The sequence below is a fragment of the Massilia sp. LC238 genome (genome assembly GCF_000735635.1).
GTDB lineage: Bacteria > Pseudomonadota > Gammaproteobacteria > Burkholderiales > Burkholderiaceae_D > Telluria > Telluria varians.
The window spans coordinates 12,889-33,125 of record NZ_JNNN01000019.1 but is presented as its reverse complement, the minus strand read 5'-3'; the positions used below and the strand labels follow the sequence as shown (position 1 = coordinate 33,125).

Genomic DNA, 20,237 nt, shown 5'->3' with positions numbered 1-20,237 from the left:
GCGCTCCGCAAAAAAACAATTTAGAGGTACTTTGCGATACGGGTTAACACCACGTCGCGGCCGAACAGTTCCAGCACCGCATCGATGGCCGGCGTCTGCAGCTGACCGGTGACGATCAGGCGCAGCGGCATGGCGATCTGCGGCATCTTCAGGCCGTGTGCGCCCAGCACCTCCTTGAACATGGCGGCGATCGCAGCCTTGTTCCATTCCACATCCTTGCAGCGCTCCGCGAAAGCGGCCAGCGCCGGGCGCACCGCATCGGTCAGGTGCTGGGCCAGCAGCGCGGCATCGGGCTGCGGTTCGCGGTAGAACAACATGGCGGTATCGGCCAGCTCGTTGATGGTATTGGTGCGGTCCTTCACCAGCGCGATCACGGTCGGCAGCGCCGGTGCGTTCTCGAATTGCGCGCCCTGCTGCTGCAGCACCGGGCGAGCCAGGCCGGCCAGGCGCTCGTTGTTGGCCTGCTTGATGTAATGGTTGTTCAGCCAGGCCAGCTTCTCCGGGTTGAACTGGGCCGCCGACGCGGTCAGGTGCTCGAGGTTGAACCACTCGGTGAACTGCTCCATCGAGAAGATCTCGTCGTCGCCGTGGCTCCAGCCCAGGCGCGCCAGGTAGTTGAGCATCGCTTCCGGCAGGTAGCCCTGCTCCGGATACTGCATGACGCTGACCGCGCCGTGGCGCTTGGACAGCTTCTGGCCGTCCGCGCCCAGGATCATCGGCAGGTGGCCGTACTGCGGCAGCTCGGCGCCGAGCGCGCGCAGGATGTTGATCTGGCGCGGCGTGTTGTTCACGTGGTCGTCGCCGCGCAGCACGTGGGTGATCTTCATGTCCCAGTCATCCACCGACACGCAGAAGTTGTAGGTCGGGGTGCCGTCCGGGCGCGCGATGATCAGGTCGTCGAGCTCCTTGTTGGCGATCGTGATCGGGCCCTTGACCACGTCGTTCCAGGTGACTTCGCCATCCAGCGGATTCTTGAAGCGCACCACCGGCTTGACGCCTTCAGGGACCGGCGGCAGGGTCTTGCCCGGCTCCGGACGCCAGGTGCCGTCGTAGCGCGGCTTCTCGCCGGCTGCGCGCATGCGCTCGCGCATCGCCTCGACTTCTTCCGGCGAGCAGTAGCACAGGTAGGCAGTGCCCTGCTCCAGCATCGAGGCCACCACCTCGCGGTAGCGGTCCATGCGCTGCATCTGGTAGAACGGGCCTTCGTCGTGCGACAGGCCGAGCCACTGCATGCCGTCCAGGATCGCCTGCACGGCTTCCGGCGTCGAGCGTTCGAGGTCGGTGTCTTCGATGCGCAGGATGAAGGTGCCGCCGAAGTGGCGTGCATAGGCCCAGGAATACAGCGCGGTGCGGGCGCCGCCCAGGTGGAGGTAGCCGGTCGGGCTAGGTGCAAAACGGGTGCGGACGGTCATGTCTGGATGCAAGAAAGGTAAAGGAGTTATTTTACCCCGCCGTCCTTGGCTCACGCACCCATGCGCGCACCCGCCCTGCTTCAGGCCTGCGTGGACGGCTGCAGCAGCGGCCGCGGCGCCGCCAGGGCGCGCCGTACCGCCTCGGCCAGCTGGCGCGCGGCGCGCCGGACCTGGGCCGGCGTATGCCGGGCCATCAGTTGCAGGCGCAGGCGCGCCGCGCCGAGGGGCACGCCTGGGAATTCCATCGGATTGACGAACACCTGCCGGCGCGCCAGCAGCATGCCGGCGATCCGCGTGGCGGATTCGGGGCCCAGCAACAGCGGGACGATCGGCGATGGGTTGCCCAGGCAGCGCAAGCCCTCCTCCTGCAACAGGGCGCGCAGCTCGACCGCGTTGCGCATCAGGTCGGCGCGCAGGCGCTCGCCTTCCTCGCCGGTCGCGATGCGCAGGCACTCCAGCACGGTGGCGGCCTGCACCGGCGACAGCGCATTCGAGAACATGTGCGGCCCCGCGAACAGCTGCAGCTGGCGCCGCACGCTGGGTTCAAGGCAGGCCACGAAGCCGCCGTTCGAAGCGAAGGTCTTGGAAAAGGCACCCATCACGATGTCGATCTTGCCCAGCATCCCCTGGGCGCCGACTACGCCGCTACCGCCCGGCCCCACGGCCCCGAGGTCGTGCGCCACGTCCACCAGCAGGGTGGCGCCGTACTCGCGGCACAGGTACTGCATCAGCGGCAGGTCGGGACTGTCCGCATCCATGCTGAACAGGCCTTCGGTAATGACCAGGATCGCACCGTTGGCATCCACCGCCCGCAGGCTGGCCAGCAGTTCGCGCAGGTGGTCGCAGTCGTTGTGGCGGAACGCTGCGACGTTGCGGGTGGCCGCGTGCGCGCCCTGGCGCAGCGAGGCATGGGCCAGGGCGTCGATCAGCACGTGGTCGCTGCCGTGCACCAGGGCGGTCACGGCGCCGAAGGCCGCGCCCCAGCCGGTCGGGAACAGCACGACATGGCTGCAGTCCAGCAGCTGGCCGATCGCCTCCTCCAGCGCACCCGAATAGCGGCTGTTGCCGAGCAGGATGGCCGAGCCGGCGCTGTGCGGCCCGCATTCGGCCATCACGCGCATGGCCGCGTCGATGACGGCCGGGTGCGCGGACAGCGACAGGTAATCTTGCGAAGCGAAGTTGATGCCCTGGCGGCGCTCGACGGTGGCCAGCGGCGCCGGCGGGCCGTCCAGGGTGCGGCCATAGGGCCAGACGCCGTGGCGGGCGCGCAGCGCGCACCAGTCGTCGAGCGGCGCGGCGCGGCGCAGCAGGTCGCGTCCGCGCGGCTGGCGGAACAGGGCGACGTTGCCGCCCAGCGCGCCCGACGCGGCCAGCGCGTCGAGGTCGTGGGCGGGATCAAAGGGAATCGGTTCATTCAGCACGGCATCCTCCGGTACAAGAGATGAGCAGACAAGCGACATGGACGGGAATTCAGGCCGGGACGAGGGGCGCGGCCTCGACCTGGCGCGCCAGCATCGCCGCCACCTCGGCGGGCGGCAGCGGGCGGGCGAAGTAATAACCCTGGGCGCAATCGCATCCCATCGCGCACAGGTCGGCCAACTGCTCGGGCGTCTCGACCGCCTCGGCGATCACGTTCAGGCCGAGGCGGTGCGCCATCGACACGATGGCCTCGGCGATCGCGAACGAGCGCCCGCAGGACCTGCCCGCACCCGCCCCGGCCGCGCCCAGGCGGCGCACGAACAGGCCGTCCATCTTGAGGATGTCGATCGGCAGCTCGGACAGGTAGTTCAGGCTCGAGTAGCCGGTGCCGAAGTCGTCGATCGAGACCAGCACGCCGGCCTGGCGCAGCCCGCTCATCAGGGCGCAGTTGCCGGCCAGGTCTTCGATCAGCATGCCCTCGGTGATCTCGAGGTCGAGGCAGCGCGCCGGCATCCCGGTTTCATGCAGGATCGCCAGCACCCGCGCCGGCAGCCCTGGCTCCTTGAGCTGGCGCGCCGACAGGTTGACCGCGGTCTTGATCTCGGGGAGGCCGCTGGCGCGCCAGGCGCGGTTCTGCAGGCAGGCGGTGCGCAGCGCCCAGTCGCCGATCGGGACGATCATGCTGGTCTCCTCGGCCAGCGGAATGAAGCGGCCGGGGTCGACCCGCCCGTACACCGGATGCTGCCAGCGCAGCAGGGCCTCGACGCCGACCACGCACCGGGAGGCCAGGTCGATCTGCGGCTGGTATTCCAGGAACAGCTGGCCTTGCGCGAGGGCGTCGCGCAGGCCGTTCTTGAGGGCCAGGCGCTCGCTCTGCGGCTGCACCGTGTCGCCGGAATACACCCGGACGCTGTGCTCGCCCCCGCGCTTGGCGCCGCGCATCGCGATGTCGGCGCGCTTGAGCAGGGCGTCGAGGTCGCAGTCGGCTGCCGGATACAGGGCCACGCCCACCGCCAGCGTGACGAAGCATTCGCGTCCCGCCACGCTCAGGGGCAGGCCGAAGCGGTCGAGGACCTTTTCGGCCACCACCTGGGCGTCGGACTCGAAGCTCAGGTCTTCCAGCAGCGCGATGAATTCGTCGCCGCCCCAGCGCGCCACCGTGTCGGAATCGCGCAGGCAGCGTCGGATCGCGGCGCCGGCCTGGGCCAGGAGCTCGTCGCCGGCCTCGTAGCCGAATTCGTCGTTGATCTCCTTGAAGCCGTTGATGTTCAGGAGCAGCAGCGCCACCAGGCGGCGGTTGCGGTTGGCGCGGTCCATGGCGTGGCGCAGGCGGTCGCGCAGCAGGTTCCGGTTGAGCAGCCCGGTGAGCTGGTCGCACTGGGCGCCACCCTGCAGGCGTCCGGCGCTCACCCGCGGGCCGCTGCCGGGGCCCTCCGCCCCGGCCTGCTCGACCGCCAGCTTGGGCAGCACCGGCAGGCGCTCGTCGTCGTCATGGCACTGGACCCGGTTGCGCCCCAGGGACTTGGCCACGTACAGCGCCTCGTCGGCGCGCGCGATGGCCTGGGCCACGACCTCGCCGAGACGGTATTCGACCACCCCGACCGATACCGTCAAGCTGATCTCGCTGCCGCCGGTTTCCTGCCCGCTGCAGCGCAGGCCGGCGATCACGCGCCGCACCCGCTCGGCCAGCACCAGCGCGTCCGGCGCCGGGGTCTCGGGCAGCATCAGGAGGAACTCCTCGCCGCCGTAGCGCCCGAAGGCGTCGGTGCCGCGCACCTGTCCCTGCACCGCCTCGGCGAAGCGGCGCAGCACCAGGTCGCCGGCCGCATGCCCATAGGTGTCGTTGATGCGCTTGAAGAAGTCGATGTCGAACAGGCACAGGCAGAACGGGCGGCCATTGCGGTCGGCGCGCTCCTTTTCGCGGTCGATCAGGCCGAGCAGGAAGCGGCGGTTGTGGCTGCCCGTGAGCTCGTCGCGGATCGCAAGTTCATTGATGGTGGCCAGGGCGCGCTGCAGCTTGACGAAGCCCTCGGTCTTGGTCAGTTCGAACAGCAGCACGAACACCAGCACCACCACGTACAGGCCGAGGTTGCAGATCAGGTGCAGCAGCGGCATGTCGAGGCTCGGGGTGTGCAGCGCCGCCAGGCCGAAGGCGCTCACGCCCCAGATCGCGGCGGCGGCGGCGCAGCTCACCATCAGCCAGAACACGCCGCTGGCCACCCCGCCCAGGAACATGGCCACCACCGGCGCGGTGATCAGCCAACTGGCCGTGGGCGCATGGATGCCGCCCAGGTGCCAGGTCAGCCAGGTGAAATTGAAGAACAGCGCGCACAGGAACAGTTCGCGCGCCAGCGCGATGCTGCCGGTCAGGCGCAACACCGGGGGCGCCATCAGCATCACCAGGCAGCAGGCCAGGATCTCGGCGGCCGCCAGCCGCAGGCCCAGCATCCAGTAGGCCAGCGCGTACAGCGGACCGGCGGTGGCCGCCATCAGGGCCGCGTTGACCACGTTCTCGGCACGCGCGAGCGCGGTCGCATCCTGCCGCAGCCTGCCCGGTACGAACAGGTGCGCCGCGTCCAGGTAACGCCCGCGCCACCGCTGTCTGCTGTTATCGCTCATCAAGCATCCCATGCACCACGCTCCAAACTCCGAGTGTAGGCAGGAAGATTCCTGTGAGCTTTATTTTCGAACAGAAAGTTGCTGGAAAGATGTTCGGTGCCGAACGGGGTTCGCCATTTCCGACTCCGCCGGCGCAGCGCGCCGGCCGGCGTCCGGTGTCAATCCCGCCGCAAGGCGATCGTGCGCCCGGCCCGCGCGCGCAGCTGGCCGCAGCCGCCGTCGACGTCCTGCCCGGCCGAATCGCGCAGCTTGGTCAGCACGCCGCGCGCGTGCAGGCCGGCCGCGAGCGCGCGGGCGCGTTCCCAGCTCGGCCTTTGGTACGCCAGGTCGGGCACCATGTTATAGGGAATCATGTTGAGGATGGCGTACTTGCCGCGCAGGAGGGACACGATGCCGTCCATCTCGTCCGCGCCGTCGTTCACGCCTGCCAAGAGCGTCCACTGGTACTGGATCGGATAGCCGCTCAGGCGCGCATAGCGCTCGCCATGCTCGACCAGTGCCGAGGGAGTCAGGCGCGGCGCGCGCGGCAGCAGCTCGGCGCGCAGCAGCGGCTTGGTGGTGTGCAGCGACAGCGCCAGCGCCGGTTTCACGCGCGCGTCATGCAGGCGCTCGAAGGCGCGCGGATCACCCACGGTGGAAAACACCAGGTTCTTGTGCGCGATGCCGGCCTCGATGCCGAGCAGCTCGATCGCTTCCAGCACATTGTCGAGGTTGTGGGCCGGCTCGCCCATGCCCATGAAGACGACCTTCTTCACCGGCCGGCGGCGGCGCGCCAGCACCACCTGGGCCACGATCTCGCCGCTCGTCACCTGGCGCAGCAGGCCTTCGCGGCCGGTCATGCAAAACGTACAGCCGACTGCGCAGCCGACCTGGCTCGAGAAGCACACACCGTCGCGCGGCAGCAGCACCGACTCGACCATCTGGCCATCGCCCAAGCCCACCAGCAGGCGTTCGGAACCATCCTCGCCCGGGTGGCTGGAGACCAGCCGCACCAGGCCGGCCAGTTCGGCATCCAGCGCGGGCAAGGCCTCGCGTACGGATTTAGGAAGGAAGTCGGAGGCGGGACGCCGTCCGCGCTCGTGCGCGGCGCCCTGCACCCAGTCGCGCAGCACGCGCTCCTGGTGCAGCGGCAGCGCGCCCAGCAGGGCCAGGCGCTCGCGGATGCTAGAAACGCGCATCGTTTTTTACCAGATGGTAAAAAAATCAGTCGTTCTTGACGACGATGCTCGGGAACTTGCTGGTCATGTCCTTCGCCTTCTCGGCGACCTTGACGGCGACCTTGCGCGCGATCTCCTTGTATACGCTCGCGACCGGGCCTTCCGGATCAGCCACCACGGTCGGGCGGCCGGAATCGGTCTGCTCGCGGATCGACAGGTTCAGCGGCAGCTTGCCGAGGAAGTCGACGCCGAAGTCGCGGCACATCTTCTCGCCGCCGCCCGCCCCGAAGATTTCTTCATGGTGACCGCAGTTGGAGCAGATGTGGGTGCTCATGTTCTCGACCACGCCGATGATCGGGATGCCGACCTTCTCGAACATCTTGAGGCCCTTGCGCGCGTCCAGCAGGGCGATGTCCTGCGGGGTGGTGACGATGACGGCGCCCGTCACCGGCACCTTCTGCGACAGGGTCAGCTGGATGTCGCCGGTGCCCGGGGGCATGTCGACGATCAGGTAGTCGAGATCGCGCCAGTTGGTCTGCTCCAGCAGCTGCTGCAGCGCGCCGGTGACCATCGGGCCGCGCCAGACCATCGGCTCGTCCGGATCGATCATGAAGCCGATCGAGGACACCTGCACGCCGTGGTTCTCGAGCGGTTCCATGGTCTTGCCATCCGTGCTTTCGGGGCGGGCGTTAATGCCCAACATCATCGGCTGCGACGGACCGTAAATATCCGCGTCCAGGATGCCGACGCTGGCGCCCTCAAGCGACAGTGCCAGGGCCAGGTTGACGGCGGTGGTCGACTTGCCCACGCCGCCCTTGCCCGAGGCGACCGCGATGATGTTCTTCACGTTCGGCATGACCTTCAGGCCGCGCTGGACCGCGTGCGACAGGATCTTGGTATAGACCCTGGCCGTCACGTTGCCGACGCCGGGCAGCGCCTTCACGCCAGCCACGACGCTGTCGCGGATGCCGGCGACCTGGCTGGCCGCCGGATAACCCAGCTCGACGTCGAAGGAGACGTCCGCGCCGCTGAGTTTGATGTTCTTGATGGATTTGGAAGAAACGAAATCCTTCCCGGTATTCGGATCGATGACTGCCGACAATGCTGCCTTGACATCGTTCTCAGTGATGCTCATGTGTTTCTCCAGGTTATAGGGGCGAAGTGTAGCGCAAAATGCCGCTCGCTTCTTGTTGCTTTGGCAAACCCGGCGCCGGCCGCTGCGCAGGTGCCGCCTTCCGCTGGTAAAATGCTTCTTTCCATATAACCAAAGCGCTTCGACCACCATGACCCGCAAGCTGTTCGTCACCACTGCCCTGCCCTACGCCAACGCTGCCTTCCATATCGGCCACATGATGGAATACATCCAGGCCGACATCTGGGTCCGGTTCCAGCGAATGCAGCGCGATAATGGTATCCAGCGCCAGGTGCATTTCGTCTGCGCCGACGACACCCACGGCACCCCGATCATGATCGCTGCCGAAAAAGAAGGCATCACGCCGCAGGAATTCGTGGCCAAGATCGCCGCCGGCCGCCCGCAGTACCTGAACGGCTTCCACATCGCCTTCGACAACTGGTACTCGACCGATTCGCCGGAAAACGTCGAACTCTCGCAGGGCATCTACCGCAAGCTGCGCGACGCCGGCCTGATCGTCACCAAGACCGTCGACCGCTTCTACGACCCGGTCAAGGGCATGTTCCTGGCCGACCGCAACATCAAGGGCGAGTGCCCGGTCTGCCACGCCAAGGACCAGTACGGCGACAACTGCGAAGTCTGCGGCGCCGCCTACCAGCCGACCGAACTGATCAATCCGTTCTCGGTCTTCACCGGCTCGACCCCGATCCTCAAGCCCTCGGAACAGTACTTCTTCAAGCTGTCCGACCCGCGCTGCTTCGCCTTCCTGAAGGAATGGCTGAACACCCCGGGCCGCCTGCAGCCGGAAATGGTCAACAAGGTCTCGGAATGGCTGGGCGAGTCCGGCGAAAAGCTGGCCGACTGGGACATCTCGCGTGACGCGCCCTATTTCGGCATCCCGATTCCTGACGCGCCGGGCAAGTTTTTCTATGTGTGGCTGGACGCGCCGGTCGGCTACCTGGCCTCGCTGAAGAACTACTTCAGCAAACAGGGCATCGACTACGACGCTTTCCTGAACGACCCGGCCGCCGAGCAGGTCCACTTCATCGGCAAGGACATCGTGTCCTTCCACCTGCTGTTCTGGCCGGCGATGCTGAACTTCTCGCAGCACCCGATCATCGACAAGCTGAAGGTCGCGGTGCACGGCCACCTCACGGTCAACAACGAAAAGATGTCGAAGTCGCGCGGCACCGGCATCTCTCCGCTGCGCTACCTGGAGCTGGGCATGAACCCGGAATGGCTGCGCTACTACCTGGCGTTCAAGTTGAATGCGAAAGTCGAAGACCTCGACTTCAACGGCGACGACTTCGTGGCCCGCGTGAACAGCGACCTGATCGGTAAATACATCAACATCGCCAGCCGCTGCGCCGGCTTCATCGCCAAGAAATTCGACGGCAAGCTGGCCGACAGCCTGTCCGATAACGCCAAGGGCTGGATCTGCAAGGCCCTGATGATCGACGGCGCCGAGCGCCAGGCCAGCATCGCGGCCGCGTTCGAAGCGCGCGAGTACGGCCGCGCGATGCGCGAGATCATGGAGATCACCGACATCGTCAATCAGTACGTGGACGAGAACAAGCCCTGGCTGCTGGCCAAGGATGAGTCGAAGCTTGCTGAACTGCACGACGTCTGCACCACCGCGCTGATCCTGTTCCGCCAGCTCACCATCATGCTGTCGCCGGTGCTGCCGCAGGTGGCCGCGCGCGTCACCGAGTTCCTGGGCGATAGCGAGCTGAGCTGGCTCGACACCCACGGCGCGGCCGTCTACGAAACCATGCTGGGCCGCACGATCGGCGCCTACAGCCACCTGATGCAGCGCGTCGATGCGAAGATGGTCGAGAACCTGTTCGACAAGCCGGCCGCACCGGCAGCCGCTCCTGCAGCAGCTGCCGCTCCAGCCGCGGAAGCCGCCGCCCCGAGCACGCAAGCCGCGCCGGCCGGCGACATCGAGGAACTGGCGCCGGAAATCTCGATCGACGATTTCCTGAAGGTCGACCTGCGCGTGGCGAAGATCGTCAACTGCGAACACGTCGAAGGCGCCGGCAAGCTGCTGCGCCTGACGCTGGACGTGGGCGAAGGCCGCTACCGCAACGTGTTCTCGGGCATCAAGTCGGCCTACAAGCCGGAAGACCTGATCGGCAAGCTGACCGTGATGGTCGCCAACCTGGCGCCGCGCAAGATGAAGTTCGGCGTGTCGGAGGGCATGGTGCTGTGCGCGTCCGCTGCCGACGAAAAGGCCAATCCGGGCCTGTACCTGCTCGATCCGATGCCGGGCGCGCAGCCGGGCATGCGTATTCGCTAAGCCACACCCGCGCCGGGTTCCCGACACGAGGGAGCCCGGCATTCCCGCCCTCTTCCCCACCGCCAAAATCAACGCCCACGCCCATCCGCGGCGTTATAATGACGTGTTATTTTTCTGAAACTCGTGCTTCCACCGGCCCTTGCCGGCAGGCCTTCTTCAGACCATACAAGATAGGTAGATAATAAGATGACCGAATTCACTCCTCTCCGCCATATCCCGCAAGCCAACGTGTTCCGCAAGGGCGACGTGTTCGTCCTGTTCGGCGAGCTGTTCGGCCGCGGCTATGTGAACGGCCTGATCGACGAGGCGCGCGCTGCCGGCATGAGCATCGTCGGCATCACCGTCGGCCGCCGCGACGAGTCCGGCGCCCTGCGCGCGCTCACCGCGGAAGAACACGCCGAGGCGGAAGAGAAGCTCGGCGGCAAGATCGTCAACGTGCCGCTGATGGCCGGTTTCGACATGGACGCCCCGGAAGGCGAGCAGAACCCGACCGAACTGCTGGCGGACGTCAAGCTCAAGACCTGGCAGGACGACAAGCTGGACTGGGACAAGATCGAGCGCTGCCGCGAAGCCGGCGTGCGCCGCTTCACCACCAGCGCCGCCCAGGCGATGGCTGAGATCGACAAGCTGATCCCGGAAGGCGCCAACGTCTTCTTCGCCCACACCATGGCCGGCGGCATCCCGAAGATCAAGGCCTTCCTGGCCATCGCCAACCGCATCTACAAGGGCCGCGGCGAGCGCTTCGAATCCTCGCGCGCCCTGCTCGACAGCGACCTGGGCAAGCTGATCCTGATGAACTTCGACGAAGTCACCGCCAACACGCTCAAGTACCTGATCGATGCGTCAAGCACGATCCGCGAGCGCGTCACCAAGGCCGGCGGCGAAGTGCGCTATACCGCCTACGGCTACCACGGCACCGAGATCCTGATCGGCGGCGAGTATACCTGGCAGACCTACACCAACTACACCCAGGGCTACGCCAAGATGCGCCTGGAGTCGATCGCCCAGGCGGCCTGGAACCATGGCATCTACGCCACCGTGTTCAACTGCCCGGAAATCCGCACCAACTCCTCGGACATCTTCGTGGGCGTCGAGCTGTCGCTGTTCCCGCTGCTGGTCGCGCTGAAGAAGGAAGGCGGCGGAGCATGGGCCGACCAGCAATGGCAAATCTGCCAGGACCTGCTGGGCGACGGCATCTCGCTGCAGTCGCTGCTCGACACCATCGAGCACTACAACAACGACGCGACCAGCGCCCACTTCCGCAACTTCGAAGCCTGGCCGATGGACAACACCCCGGAACTGGCCGAAGTCATGATCGGCACCTCGGAAGCCATCACCAACCTGCACAAGGACAAGAAGGCGCTGATCACCGACCACCTGTCGAGCCTTGTATTGGAAGGCGCCGGCCCGCTGATGTTCCATGGCGCATCGGAAAAGATCGCCCCGGTGCTGTGGCTCAACCACGACATCATCGCCCGCCAGCTGAACGAACTGCACAAGTAAACTTGACGCGAACGGGCCGGGGCTGAAGAATCTGCCCCGTCTGTTTGCTACTTCATTCTGGAAATCATGTTCTTCAAGAAACAACACTCGCTGTACGAATCCGAGCACACCAAGTTCATCAAGGAACTGAAAGCCAAGACCCCGGGCATGGAAGAGCGCCAGGTGGAAGGCCGCGCCCTGCTGTGGGACAAGGCCCCGCTGTCGCTGGACGAACAGGAGCGCATCAACGCGTCGCGCCTGCGCCAGCAAGCCTACCCGTACCAGTCCAAGGTCTGAGGCTGAGGTAAGCCCCATGCTGCCCGAGCAGGCCGCGCCAAACGCGGCCGATCCCCCGCAGGATGGGGCTCCTCCGACTATCCACGACGAGCACCTGAACGCAGCGGCCGATGCGGCCGAGGCGGCCATCGCTCGCCTGTACGGCGAGCCTTTGACGCGCCTGCCCAACGACCTGTACATTCCGCCGGACGCGCTCGAGGTCTTCCTCGACGCCTTCGAAGGTCCGCTCGACCTGCTGCTGTACCTGATCCGCAAGCAGAACTTCAACATCCTCGACATCCCGATGGCGCAGGTGACCCTGCAATACCTGGAATACGTCGAGCAGATTCGCCAGCGCAACCTGGAACTGGCCGCCGAGTACCTGCTCATGGCGGCGATGCTGATCGAGATCAAGTCGAGGATGCTGCTCCCCAAGAGGCACGAGGACCTGGTCGAGGACGTCGGCGACCCGCGCGCCGAACTGGTGCGCCGCCTGCTGGACTACGAGCAGATCAAGGCGGCGGCGGTGGCGCTCGGCGCCCTGCCCCAGGAAGGCCGCGACTTCGTGCGCCCGCAGCTGTTCGTCGAACAGGGCCTGGCCCCCAGCCTGCCCGACGTCGATCCTTGGGACCTGCAGCGCGCCTGGCTGGATGTGATGCGCCGCGCCAAACTGACCCAGCACCACCGGATCAGCCGCCAGGAGCTCTCGGTGCGCGAGCACATGTCCGCCATCCTGCGCACCCTGCGGTCGCAGCGCTTCGTCGAATTTTCCGAATTGTTCGCCGGCCAGCACACGATTCCGATCGTGGTTGTACACTTTGTCGCCATGCTCGAACTGGCGAAGGAAACCTTGATCGAGATCACGCAGGCCGAACCCTTTGCGCCGATCTATGTGCGCCTGGCCTATTCCCCGGCTTGAAGAGCCGGTTACTTTATTCCTATTCCGTTACCCCCATGAAAATCATTTCCTCCATCGACGAACTGCGCGACCAGCTGCGCGGCCAGCTGCGCACCGCCTTTGTGCCGACGATGGGCAACCTGCATGAAGGCCATTTGTCGCTGATGCGCCTGGCGCGCCGGCACGGCGACCCGGTGGTGGCGTCCATCTTCGTCAACCGTCTGCAGTTCGGCCCGAACGAGGATTTCGACAAGTACCCGCGTACCTTCCAGGACGACGTGGCCAAGCTGGAAAAGGAAGGCGTCTACGTGCTGTTCGCGCCGACCGAGAAGGACATGTACCCGGAACCGCAGGAATACCGCGTGCGTCCGCCCGAGGGCCTGGGCAATACGCTGGAAGGCGAGTTCCGCCCCGGTTTCTTCGACGGCGTCTGCACCGTGGTGACCAAGCTGTTCTCCTGCGTGCAGCCGCGCGTGGCCGTGTTCGGCAAGAAGGATTACCAGCAGCTGATGATCGTCCGTAACATGGCGCGCCAGTTCGCCTTGCCGACCGAGATCATCGGCGCCGAGACCTTCCGTGCCGAGGACGGCCTGGCCCTGTCCTCGCGCAACGGCTACCTCTCGAGCGAGGAGCGGCGCGAGGCCCCGGCGCTGTACCAGCAGCTCAATGCCGTCGCCGAGGCGATGCGCGCGGGCAGCCGCGACGTCGCCGCCGTCGAGCGCCAGGCCATGGATTTCCTGGCCGCGCGCGGCTGGAAGCCGGACTATGTCTCGATCCGCAAGCGCATCGACCTGCAGGCGCCCGGCATGGCCGACCTGGAAGCGGGCGCGCCGCTGGTCGTGCTGGCCGCAGCCAAGCTCGGCAACACGCGCCTGATCGACAACCTGGAAATCTAGAAGTAACAAACAGCTATCTTTGCTTGCTAAATTGCAATACCAGTCGGACTAGCCTTATACTTGACGTGCGCGGAAACCAGCCGGTTTTCGCGCGGCATGAAGGAATCTCGCAAGGAAAGTTGCCGTGAACGAAACCTCCACTCCCATCGACCGCAAGGGCCCGCCGCGGCAGTCGGACGCGCTCAGCCGCATCGGCAGCACCGCCGAGCCGCATGAAATGCGCGATCCTTTCGATATCGGCGAGGCCTTGACCGCGCTGTCCCTGTCCGGCGAGCCGATCACGGTGTTCCCGGCAGGCTGGATCGAGCCGCTGCTGGCGCGCATCGAATCAGTCGACCCGGAGCTGCCGCATTTCGTGATCGACTTCACCGGCAGCGAGCGCCCGCCGGCCGGCAAGGCCACCCTGGTCGCTTCGCTGGGCGGCAATGCCAAGCTGCAGTTCGAACTCGACCAGTCCTGGAAACCGGCGCCCGCCAACAAGCTGCACGTCCAGGCCGAATTCCCGCCCTCCTGCCTGGTACTGAACCGCCGCGCCGCGCGCCGGGTCGAGACGCCGGTGGGCGTCCATTACCTGGCGAGCTTCCGCATCAAGGGCGCCGAGATGGAACTGCCCCTGTACGACTTCTCGCAAGGCGGCGTGGGGCTGCGTGCGACGCCCGAGCAATGCTTCGGGCTGCACGTGGGGAAGAAGCTGGAAGGCGTGCGCCTGCAACTGGGGCCGAGCCTGGCGATCACCGCCGACCTCGAAGTGCGCCTGCTGCGGCCCTTCCGCACCTTCCTGCTGGGGGAGCAGGTGCAGATCGGTTGCAGCTTCGCGAGCATCTCGATGCAGATGCAGCAGACCCTGGAACGCTTCGTGACCACCGGGACGCCGGAGCGGCGGGCGGTTGCGCGCTGAGCGCAAGCGGTTTGCTACGAAATTGGGTTCCGGCCTTCGCCGGAACGACGTACTAAAGTCGCGTGCCTCAACAACGTTCTGTTAGCTCGGAGACCGTCGTTCCGGCGAAGGCCGGGACCCAAGTCGACGTTCGCTTTTAGGCGGCCACCGACTGCGCCCAGGCCAGCGCCGACAGGTGCGCCTTGTTGACTTCCAGCGGGGAGATGTCGAGCGACTCCGCCAGCCCCGCCACCAGCTTCGAATTGAGTTCGCAAGCCTCGGCCAGGGCCAGGTAAGGCCCATATCTGCCTTCGCGCGACACCAGCGCCCTGACCACTTCCTCGGGCAGCGGCACCGTCTCCAGCACCTCCTGCATCGGCAGGCCCAGCAGCCGGTCCAGCAGCGAGAACATGCCGGCCACGAACAGGTGCTCGCCCTCGCCGCGCAGCGCCTTTTGTCCGAGCAGCTCGGCCAGGCGGCCGCGCACCACTGCGGTCTCCATCAGCACCGGCGAATAACCGCTCGAACTGGCCGTCGCAAGCAGCAGCACCAGCCAGCGGTACAGCGGCGCATAGCCCATCAGGGCTATCGCCTGGCGCAGCGACTCTACCCTGCGCGCAGCCCCGAAGCCCGCGGAATTGATGTAGCTGAGCAACTTGTAGGTGAGCGCCGGATCGCGCTTCAGGATGTTCTCGAGCTTGGGCAGGTCCTCGTTGTTCTGCACCAGCTGCATCAGCTGCAGGATGGTGCTCTGGGTCGGGTTCATGCCCTTGACCGGGTTGCCCGGCCGCGGGGTCAGGTGCAGCTTGCCGACAAAGGCATCCAGGCCGAGGGTGGCGCAGGCGTCGAAGTCGGCCCAGGTGGCCACCGGACGGCCCACCATGCGCACCGCGGCATGCCTGGCGGCGGCATAGGTGCGGGCCTGGGTGGCGACGTCGCTGCCGGCGAACTGCACCTCGACGTAGGAGGCATAGGGCGCCAAGTTCCGGCCCAGCAGCTTGAGGTCGGCGCCGCGGATCGACACCCCTACCCCGCCCACGCGCACTGCCTGCACCGCCGCGCGCACGTCAGGGTCGGTCAGCTTGCGGATATTCAGGGTCAGGACGGTGCGCTCCGGCGGCAGCGCGTGCAGCGCATCGAGGGAGAGCATCTCCGGCACGGCATCGAGGAACAGGACCTTGTCGCGCAGCAGCCAGCCGTGCTCGGCATGGTTGACGTGCTCGGCGACGAAGGCGACCAGGTCTTCCAGTTCCTGGTCGCTCGGGACCTTGCCGTCGTGATGCTGCCACGACAGCTCGTAGCCGATGACGCGCTGCCTGGGGTCGAGCAGCGGTTCGCGGACGATGAAGTTAGTTTGATGCATGTGGCGCGTGATGAAACGTGTGACGGTGCGCGGGCGGCCCCGTGGCCCGCGCGCCTTAGAAACCGAGGCTGTCGAGCAGGTCGTCGACCTGGCCCTGGTCGGCAACCACTTCGCTCTTGCCTTCCGGCTTGATCTGCGGGCCGTTGAGCAAGCCATTGTCGATCTCGCGCCGAATCTCGCTCGGCGCGAAGTCGATCAGCACCTGCACCAGCTGCTTCTCGAGGTTCTGGGCGATACCCGTGATGCGGCCGATCACCTGGCCGGTCAGGTCCTGGAAGTCCTGGGCCATCATGATGTCCATCAGCTGGGCACGCGTCGCGCAGGCCCCGGCACGGGACTCGTCGAGGCCGGCGATGGTGCGCTGCGCCAGCGCGCGCCAGTCCTGTTCCGAAGCACCCTGGTCCAGCAAGGCCTGCCAGGCGCCGGCGAGCTCGCCGGAGCGGGTCTCGATCGCATCCTGCACCGGGCCGGCGGCGTCGGTGGCGTCCAGCACGCGCTTGGCAGCCTGTTCGGACAGGCGCGCCACGTAGTCGAGGCGGTCGCGCGCATCGGGGATATCGCTCGCCGCCTTCTCGATCAGCTTGTCGAGCCCGAGGCCGCGCAGGCTTTCGTGCAGCGCGCGCGTCATGTGCCCGATCCGGCTCAGGACCTCCTCATGGGAGGTCTCGACCTGCGCCACGGTCTGCTCGCTCATGTCAGCCCGCCTTGTCCATCTTTTCGAAGATCTTGTTGAGCTTCTCGTCCAGCGTGGCGGCCGTGAACGGCTTGACCACGTAGCCGCTGGCGCCTGCCTGCGCGGCCGCGATGATGTTTTCCTTCTTGGCTTCGGCGGTCACCATCAGCACCGGCAGCTTGGCCAGCGCGGGATCGGCACGGATGTTCTGCAGCATGGTCAGGCCGTCCATGTTCGGCATGTTCCAGTCCGACACCACGAAGTCGAAGGGTTCGCTGCGCAGCTTGGCCAGCGCCATCACGCCGTCTTCTGCTTCGTCGACATTGGCATAACCCAGTTCCTTCAACAGATTCCGGACGATGCGGCGCATCGTCGAGAAATCGTCAACAACCAGAAAACGCAACTTTGGATCAGCCATGAATTACTCCGTTTTGAATCTTTTGCTTTGGTTTAGTAGGTGAGCGCTGAACAAAACCGCGCGACCGTGGGATCAGCCTCAAGAATAGCATTTTTGTTGCCGTACGGCGATAAAATGGCATCAATACAAGCGCATCCGGATCAAACACGCAACGCCCGGCTGCCCTGCGAGGCCAGGTGCTCGAGCACCATGCCCGGCAAGGCCTGCAAACTGCCTACTTCGTGGGCAGCGCCGAGCGCGATCGCTTCGCGCGGCATGCCGAACACGACGCAGCTTGCCTCGTCCTGGGCAAAATTGTGCGCGCCCGCAGTGCGCATGTCCAGCATGCCGGCGGCCCCGTCCTTGCCCATGCCGGTCAGGATAACACCGACAGCGTTCTTGCCCGCCGCCTGCGCGGCGCTGCGGAACAGCACGTCCACCGAGGGACGGTGCCGGTTGACCGGCGGGCTCTGCTCGATCTTCGTCATGTAGTTGGCGCCGGAACGGGTGAGCAGGAGGTGCGAATGGCCCGGCGCGATGTAGGCGTGGCCGGGCAGCACCCGCTCGTTGCCCTGCGATTCGCTCACACTGATCTTGCACAGCGAATCGAGGCGTTTGGCGAAGGAGCTGGTGAAGCCTTCCGGCATGTGCTGGGCGATCAGGATGCCCGGGCAGTCCGAGGGCATCTGCATCAGGAATTCGCGGATCGCCTCGGTGCCGCCGGTGGAGGCGCCGATGATGATCAGCTTTTCCGACGAGATCAGGGGGCTGCGCAGGGCCGACAGCTGCGGCGCCGGGCTGCTGCCCGGGACCATGCGCTTGATGCGCGCGCGGCTTGCCGCGCGAATCTTGTCGGCGATGAGTTCGGTGTATTCGCGCATTCCGGTCTGGATCGACAGCTTCGGCTTGGTCACGAAGTCGACCGCGCCCAGTTCCAGCGCGCGCATCGTGATCTCCGAGCCGCGCTCGGTCAGCGAGGACACCATCAGCACCGGCATCGGGCGCAGGCGCATCAGCTTTTCCAGGAAATCGAGGCCGTCCATCTTCGGCATCTCGACGTCGAGGGTCAGCACGTCCGGGTTGTGGCGCTTGATCAGCTCGCGCGCGACCAGGGGGTCGGGGGCCGTGGCCACGACTTCCATGTCGGGCTGGGAGTTGACGATTTCGCTCATCACGCTGCGGATCAGCGCCGAGTCGTCGACGATCAACACCTTGATTGTCATGTGTCGTCCTTTCAGGTCTTGTTCTTCCCTGGTCAAAACAGGTCGATGTCGCCGCCGACCGGTTCGACCTTGAGTCGTTTGGCGTAATCGAGCTCGCGTTTTGCCAGCGTATCGTTCTGGGTCTGCATCAGCTTCTTCACCAGCACCTTGCCGGTCTTGGGGAAGAAGTACACCTTGCGCGGATAGACGTCGTTCAGGTCCGAGGCCAGCACCGGGATGCGTTCGGTCTTCAGGAAGTCCACCACGAAGGAGGCATTGCGTTCGCCCACGTTCATGGCGGTGAAGCCGCGCAGCACGGCGCCGCCGCCGAACACCTTGGCTTCCAGGTTCTCGCGGCGCGCGCCCGCCTTGAGCAGGTCGTTGATCAGGATCTCCATGGCGAAGCTCCCGTAGCGCATCGAGGCCGACACCGGGCTGCCGGCGTCGCCGCCGTCGGGCAGCATGAAATGGTTCATGCCGCCCAGGCCGGTGATGCGGTCGCGGATGCAGGCCGACACGCAGGAACCGAGCACGGTCACGATCAGCATGTTCTTGCCGGTGTAGTAGTACTCGCCCGGCAGGATCTTGGCGGCGTCGCAGTCGAAGGTGCGGTCGTAGTAGACGTTGGTGGCGAACTGGTTGTTCATGTCGGTGTTTTAGAACGGGTGGCGGCGCGCGGCCTGATCGAGTTCGTACACCGTCTTGCCGCGCAGGCGCAGCGAATCCGACACGTACAGGAAGTTTTCGGAATGCCCGGCGAACAGCAGGGCATGGGGCTTCATCAGGGGCACGAAGCGCGCCAGGATCTTGCGCTGGGTGTCCTTGTCGAAGTAGATCATCACGTTGCGGCAGAAGATCGCGTCGAACTGCCCTTCCACCGGCCATTCGTTCGCCAGCAGGTTCAGCTGGCGGAAACTCACCAGCTGGCGCAGTTCCGGACGCACCCGCGCCATGCCCTCGTTGGCGCCCTTCCCCTTCAGGAAGAAGCGCTTCAAGCGCTCCGCGCCCACCTTGTCGACGCGCTCCATCGGATAGACCCCGGTGGCGCCGACCGCCAGCACATTGGTGTCGATATCGGTCGCGACGATCTGTACCGGCGGGCTCAAGCTGTTGAAGGCCTCGCAGGCGATCATCGCGATCGAATACGGTTCCTCGCCGGTGGACGCGGCCGAACACCAGATGGTGAGCGGCTTGCCGTCGCGGCGCTGCAGCCCGGCCAGGTGCTCGGCCAGCAGCGGGAAGTGGTGGGCTTCGCGGAAGAACGAGGTCAGGTTGGTGGTCAGCGCATTGGTGAAGGCTTCCCATTCGGTCGCCATCCGGCCTGCTTCCAGGTCGTCGAGGTAGCGCACGAAGGACTGGATGCCGGTGGCGCGCAGGCGCCGCGCCAGGCGGCTGTAGACCATCTCCTGCTTGCTGTCGGCCAGGGATATCCCGGCGCGCTGGTAGATCAGCGCGCGGACCCGCTCGAAATCACTGCGCGTGAAATCGAATTCCTTGGCCGTATCGGTTCGTTGCTGCGGCACGTTATTGCCTCTTCGTTGCTATCAGTGTTGCTTGTGCCGGCTGTTGTAGGGTAGGCGTTTTCCCGCCCACCATACAAAATCACGCTGCCAGCTTGTCCATCAGGCCCATCTCGCTGGACGACATCAGCTTGTCGATGTCGACCAGGATCAGCATGCGCTCGTCCACCGTGCCCAGGCCGATCATGTAGTCCGAATTGAAGGCGGTACCCATTTCCGGCGCCGGCTTGATCTGGTCCGGGGTGAGCGTGGTCACGTCCGACACGCTGTCCACCACCATGCCCATGATGCGCCCGCCGATGTTCAGGATGATCACGACGGTGAACTGGTCGTACACCGGGGTGCCCAGCTTGAACTTGATGCGCATGTCCACCACCGGGATGATGATGCCACGCAGGTTGATGACGCCCTTGATGAATTCCGGTGCGTTGGCGATGCGGGTCACCGCTTCGTAGCCGCGGATCTCCTGCACCTTGAGGATATCGATGCCGTATTCCTCGGAGCCCAGGGTGAAGGCCAGGAACTCGCTGCCGGCGCCTTCGATGGCGCCGTCGGCCGGTTTGTTGTTCTGTACAGTAGACATGTTCACGTCCTCTTGGGGTTAATGTTTTGTAA

The 20,237-nt window shown here is 65.8% G+C and carries 18 protein-coding genes; 6 read left to right on the top strand and 12 right to left on the bottom strand.

Features of this window, described 5'->3' with window-relative positions; translation table 11 throughout:
- Positions 1-20: 20 nt before the first annotated feature.
- From gltX to apbC, 5 genes are all read right to left on the bottom strand, one after another.
- A complete protein-coding gene (gene gltX / locus FG94_RS03845) occupies positions 21-1,412 on the bottom strand; it encodes a glutamate--tRNA ligase (protein ID WP_036207346.1) in 1,392 nt (463 codons plus the stop codon).
- Between the two features lie 80 nt (positions 1,413-1,492).
- The gene (locus tag FG94_RS03840) at positions 1,493-2,833 is read right to left on the bottom strand and encodes an aminotransferase class I/II-fold pyridoxal phosphate-dependent enzyme (RefSeq protein ID WP_051996124.1); all 1,341 of its coding nucleotides are present in this window, start codon (positions 2,831-2,833) and stop codon (positions 1,493-1,495) included.
- A gap of 49 nt (positions 2,834-2,882) precedes the next feature.
- Positions 2,883-5,450 carry a bifunctional diguanylate cyclase/phosphodiesterase gene (locus tag FG94_RS03835; RefSeq protein ID WP_036207345.1) on the bottom strand — a complete coding sequence of 856 codons (2,568 nt, stop codon included), beginning with the start codon at positions 5,448-5,450 and terminating at the stop codon, positions 2,883-2,885.
- A gap of 158 nt (positions 5,451-5,608) precedes the next feature.
- Positions 5,609-6,628: an RNA methyltransferase gene (locus FG94_RS03830; protein ID WP_036207343.1), complete on the bottom strand. Its 1,020-nt coding sequence runs from the start codon at positions 6,626-6,628 to the stop codon at positions 5,609-5,611.
- A gap of 25 nt (positions 6,629-6,653) precedes the next feature.
- Positions 6,654-7,742: an iron-sulfur cluster carrier protein ApbC gene (apbC, locus tag FG94_RS03825; protein ID WP_036207341.1), complete on the bottom strand. Its 1,089-nt coding sequence runs from the start codon at positions 7,740-7,742 to the stop codon at positions 6,654-6,656.
- 148 nt (positions 7,743-7,890) lie between these two features.
- Between apbC and metG the strand changes: the two genes are divergently transcribed.
- From metG to FG94_RS03795, 6 genes are all read left to right on the top strand, one after another.
- A complete protein-coding gene (metG, locus tag FG94_RS03820; protein ID WP_036207338.1) occupies positions 7,891-10,038 on the top strand; it encodes a methionine--tRNA ligase in 2,148 nt (715 codons plus the stop codon).
- A 186-nt stretch (positions 10,039-10,224) separates the two neighbouring features.
- On the top strand, positions 10,225-11,541 hold the full coding sequence (locus FG94_RS03815) for a hypothetical protein (RefSeq protein WP_036207334.1): 1,317 nt from the start codon (positions 10,225-10,227) through the stop codon (positions 11,539-11,541).
- A 66-nt stretch (positions 11,542-11,607) separates the two neighbouring features.
- Complete coding sequence (locus tag FG94_RS03810; RefSeq protein WP_027863751.1) at positions 11,608-11,817, top strand: DUF3460 family protein; 210 nt, start codon at positions 11,608-11,610, stop codon at positions 11,815-11,817.
- Between the two features lie 16 nt (positions 11,818-11,833).
- On the top strand, positions 11,834-12,715 hold the full coding sequence (locus tag FG94_RS03805; RefSeq protein ID WP_036207331.1) for a ScpA family protein: 882 nt from the start codon (positions 11,834-11,836) through the stop codon (positions 12,713-12,715).
- Between the two features lie 35 nt (positions 12,716-12,750).
- Positions 12,751-13,590: a pantoate--beta-alanine ligase gene (gene panC / locus FG94_RS03800; protein WP_036207329.1), complete on the top strand. Its 840-nt coding sequence runs from the start codon at positions 12,751-12,753 to the stop codon at positions 13,588-13,590.
- Positions 13,591-13,714: 124 nt separating this feature from the next.
- A complete protein-coding gene (locus FG94_RS03795; protein ID WP_036207326.1) occupies positions 13,715-14,488 on the top strand; it encodes a flagellar brake protein in 774 nt (257 codons plus the stop codon).
- A gap of 136 nt (positions 14,489-14,624) precedes the next feature.
- Here FG94_RS03795 and FG94_RS03790 read toward each other — a convergent pair whose 3' ends face one another.
- From FG94_RS03790 to FG94_RS03760, 7 genes are all read right to left on the bottom strand, one after another.
- Positions 14,625-15,830 (bottom strand): EAL and HDOD domain-containing protein, encoded by a 1,206-nt coding sequence (locus FG94_RS03790; RefSeq protein WP_036207323.1) that lies wholly within the window; start codon positions 15,828-15,830, stop codon positions 14,625-14,627.
- A gap of 55 nt (positions 15,831-15,885) precedes the next feature.
- Positions 15,886-16,524: a protein phosphatase CheZ gene (cheZ, locus tag FG94_RS03785; RefSeq protein WP_036207321.1), complete on the bottom strand. Its 639-nt coding sequence runs from the start codon at positions 16,522-16,524 to the stop codon at positions 15,886-15,888.
- Between the two features lies 1 nt (position 16,525).
- The gene (gene cheY, locus FG94_RS03780; RefSeq protein ID WP_036207318.1) at positions 16,526-16,921 is read right to left on the bottom strand and encodes a chemotaxis response regulator CheY; all 396 of its coding nucleotides are present in this window, start codon (positions 16,919-16,921) and stop codon (positions 16,526-16,528) included.
- 140 nt (positions 16,922-17,061) lie between these two features.
- On the bottom strand, positions 17,062-18,123 hold the full coding sequence (locus FG94_RS03775) for a chemotaxis response regulator protein-glutamate methylesterase (protein WP_036207316.1): 1,062 nt from the start codon (positions 18,121-18,123) through the stop codon (positions 17,062-17,064).
- Between the two features lie 32 nt (positions 18,124-18,155).
- Positions 18,156-18,749 carry a chemoreceptor glutamine deamidase CheD gene (gene cheD, locus FG94_RS03770; protein ID WP_036207314.1) on the bottom strand — a complete coding sequence of 198 codons (594 nt, stop codon included), beginning with the start codon at positions 18,747-18,749 and terminating at the stop codon, positions 18,156-18,158.
- Positions 18,750-18,758: 9 nt separating this feature from the next.
- A complete protein-coding gene (locus tag FG94_RS03765; RefSeq protein ID WP_036207312.1) occupies positions 18,759-19,625 on the bottom strand; it encodes a CheR family methyltransferase in 867 nt (288 codons plus the stop codon).
- A gap of 79 nt (positions 19,626-19,704) precedes the next feature.
- Entirely contained in the window at positions 19,705-20,205 is a 501-nt protein-coding gene (locus FG94_RS03760) for a chemotaxis protein CheW (RefSeq protein ID WP_036207310.1), read from the bottom strand.
- Positions 20,206-20,237 lie beyond the last annotated feature (32 nt).

Bases quoted from the DNA above. Each gene is read 5' to 3' on its own strand.
- FG94_RS03760 (WP_036207310.1), bottom strand. From the start codon at position 20,205: ATGTCTACTGTACAGAACAACAAACCGGCCGACGGCGCCATCGAAGGC.
- panC (WP_036207329.1), top strand. From the start codon at position 12,751: ATGAAAATCATTTCCTCCATCGACGAACTGCGCGACCAGCTGCGCGGC.
- gltX (WP_036207346.1), bottom strand. From the start codon at position 1,412: ATGACCGTCCGCACCCGTTTTGCACCTAGCCCGACCGGCTACCTCCAC.
- cheZ (WP_036207321.1), bottom strand. From the start codon at position 16,524: ATGAGCGAGCAGACCGTGGCGCAGGTCGAGACCTCCCATGAGGAGGTC.
- cheD (WP_036207314.1), bottom strand. From the start codon at position 18,749: ATGAACAACCAGTTCGCCACCAACGTCTACTACGACCGCACCTTCGAC.
- apbC (WP_036207341.1), bottom strand. From the start codon at position 7,742: ATGAGCATCACTGAGAACGATGTCAAGGCAGCATTGTCGGCAGTCATC.
- FG94_RS03835 (WP_036207345.1), bottom strand. From the start codon at position 5,450: ATGAGCGATAACAGCAGACAGCGGTGGCGCGGGCGTTACCTGGACGCG.
- FG94_RS03830 (WP_036207343.1), bottom strand. From the start codon at position 6,628: ATGCGCGTTTCTAGCATCCGCGAGCGCCTGGCCCTGCTGGGCGCGCTG.
- FG94_RS03815 (WP_036207334.1), top strand. From the start codon at position 10,225: ATGACCGAATTCACTCCTCTCCGCCATATCCCGCAAGCCAACGTGTTC.
- metG (WP_036207338.1), top strand. From the start codon at position 7,891: ATGACCCGCAAGCTGTTCGTCACCACTGCCCTGCCCTACGCCAACGCT.
- FG94_RS03775 (WP_036207316.1), bottom strand. From the start codon at position 18,123: ATGACAATCAAGGTGTTGATCGTCGACGACTCGGCGCTGATCCGCAGC.
- FG94_RS03810 (WP_027863751.1), top strand. From the start codon at position 11,608: ATGTTCTTCAAGAAACAACACTCGCTGTACGAATCCGAGCACACCAAG.
- FG94_RS03805 (WP_036207331.1), top strand. From the start codon at position 11,834: ATGCTGCCCGAGCAGGCCGCGCCAAACGCGGCCGATCCCCCGCAGGAT.
- cheY (WP_036207318.1), bottom strand. From the start codon at position 16,921: ATGGCTGATCCAAAGTTGCGTTTTCTGGTTGTTGACGATTTCTCGACG.
- FG94_RS03790 (WP_036207323.1), bottom strand. From the start codon at position 15,830: ATGCATCAAACTAACTTCATCGTCCGCGAACCGCTGCTCGACCCCAGG.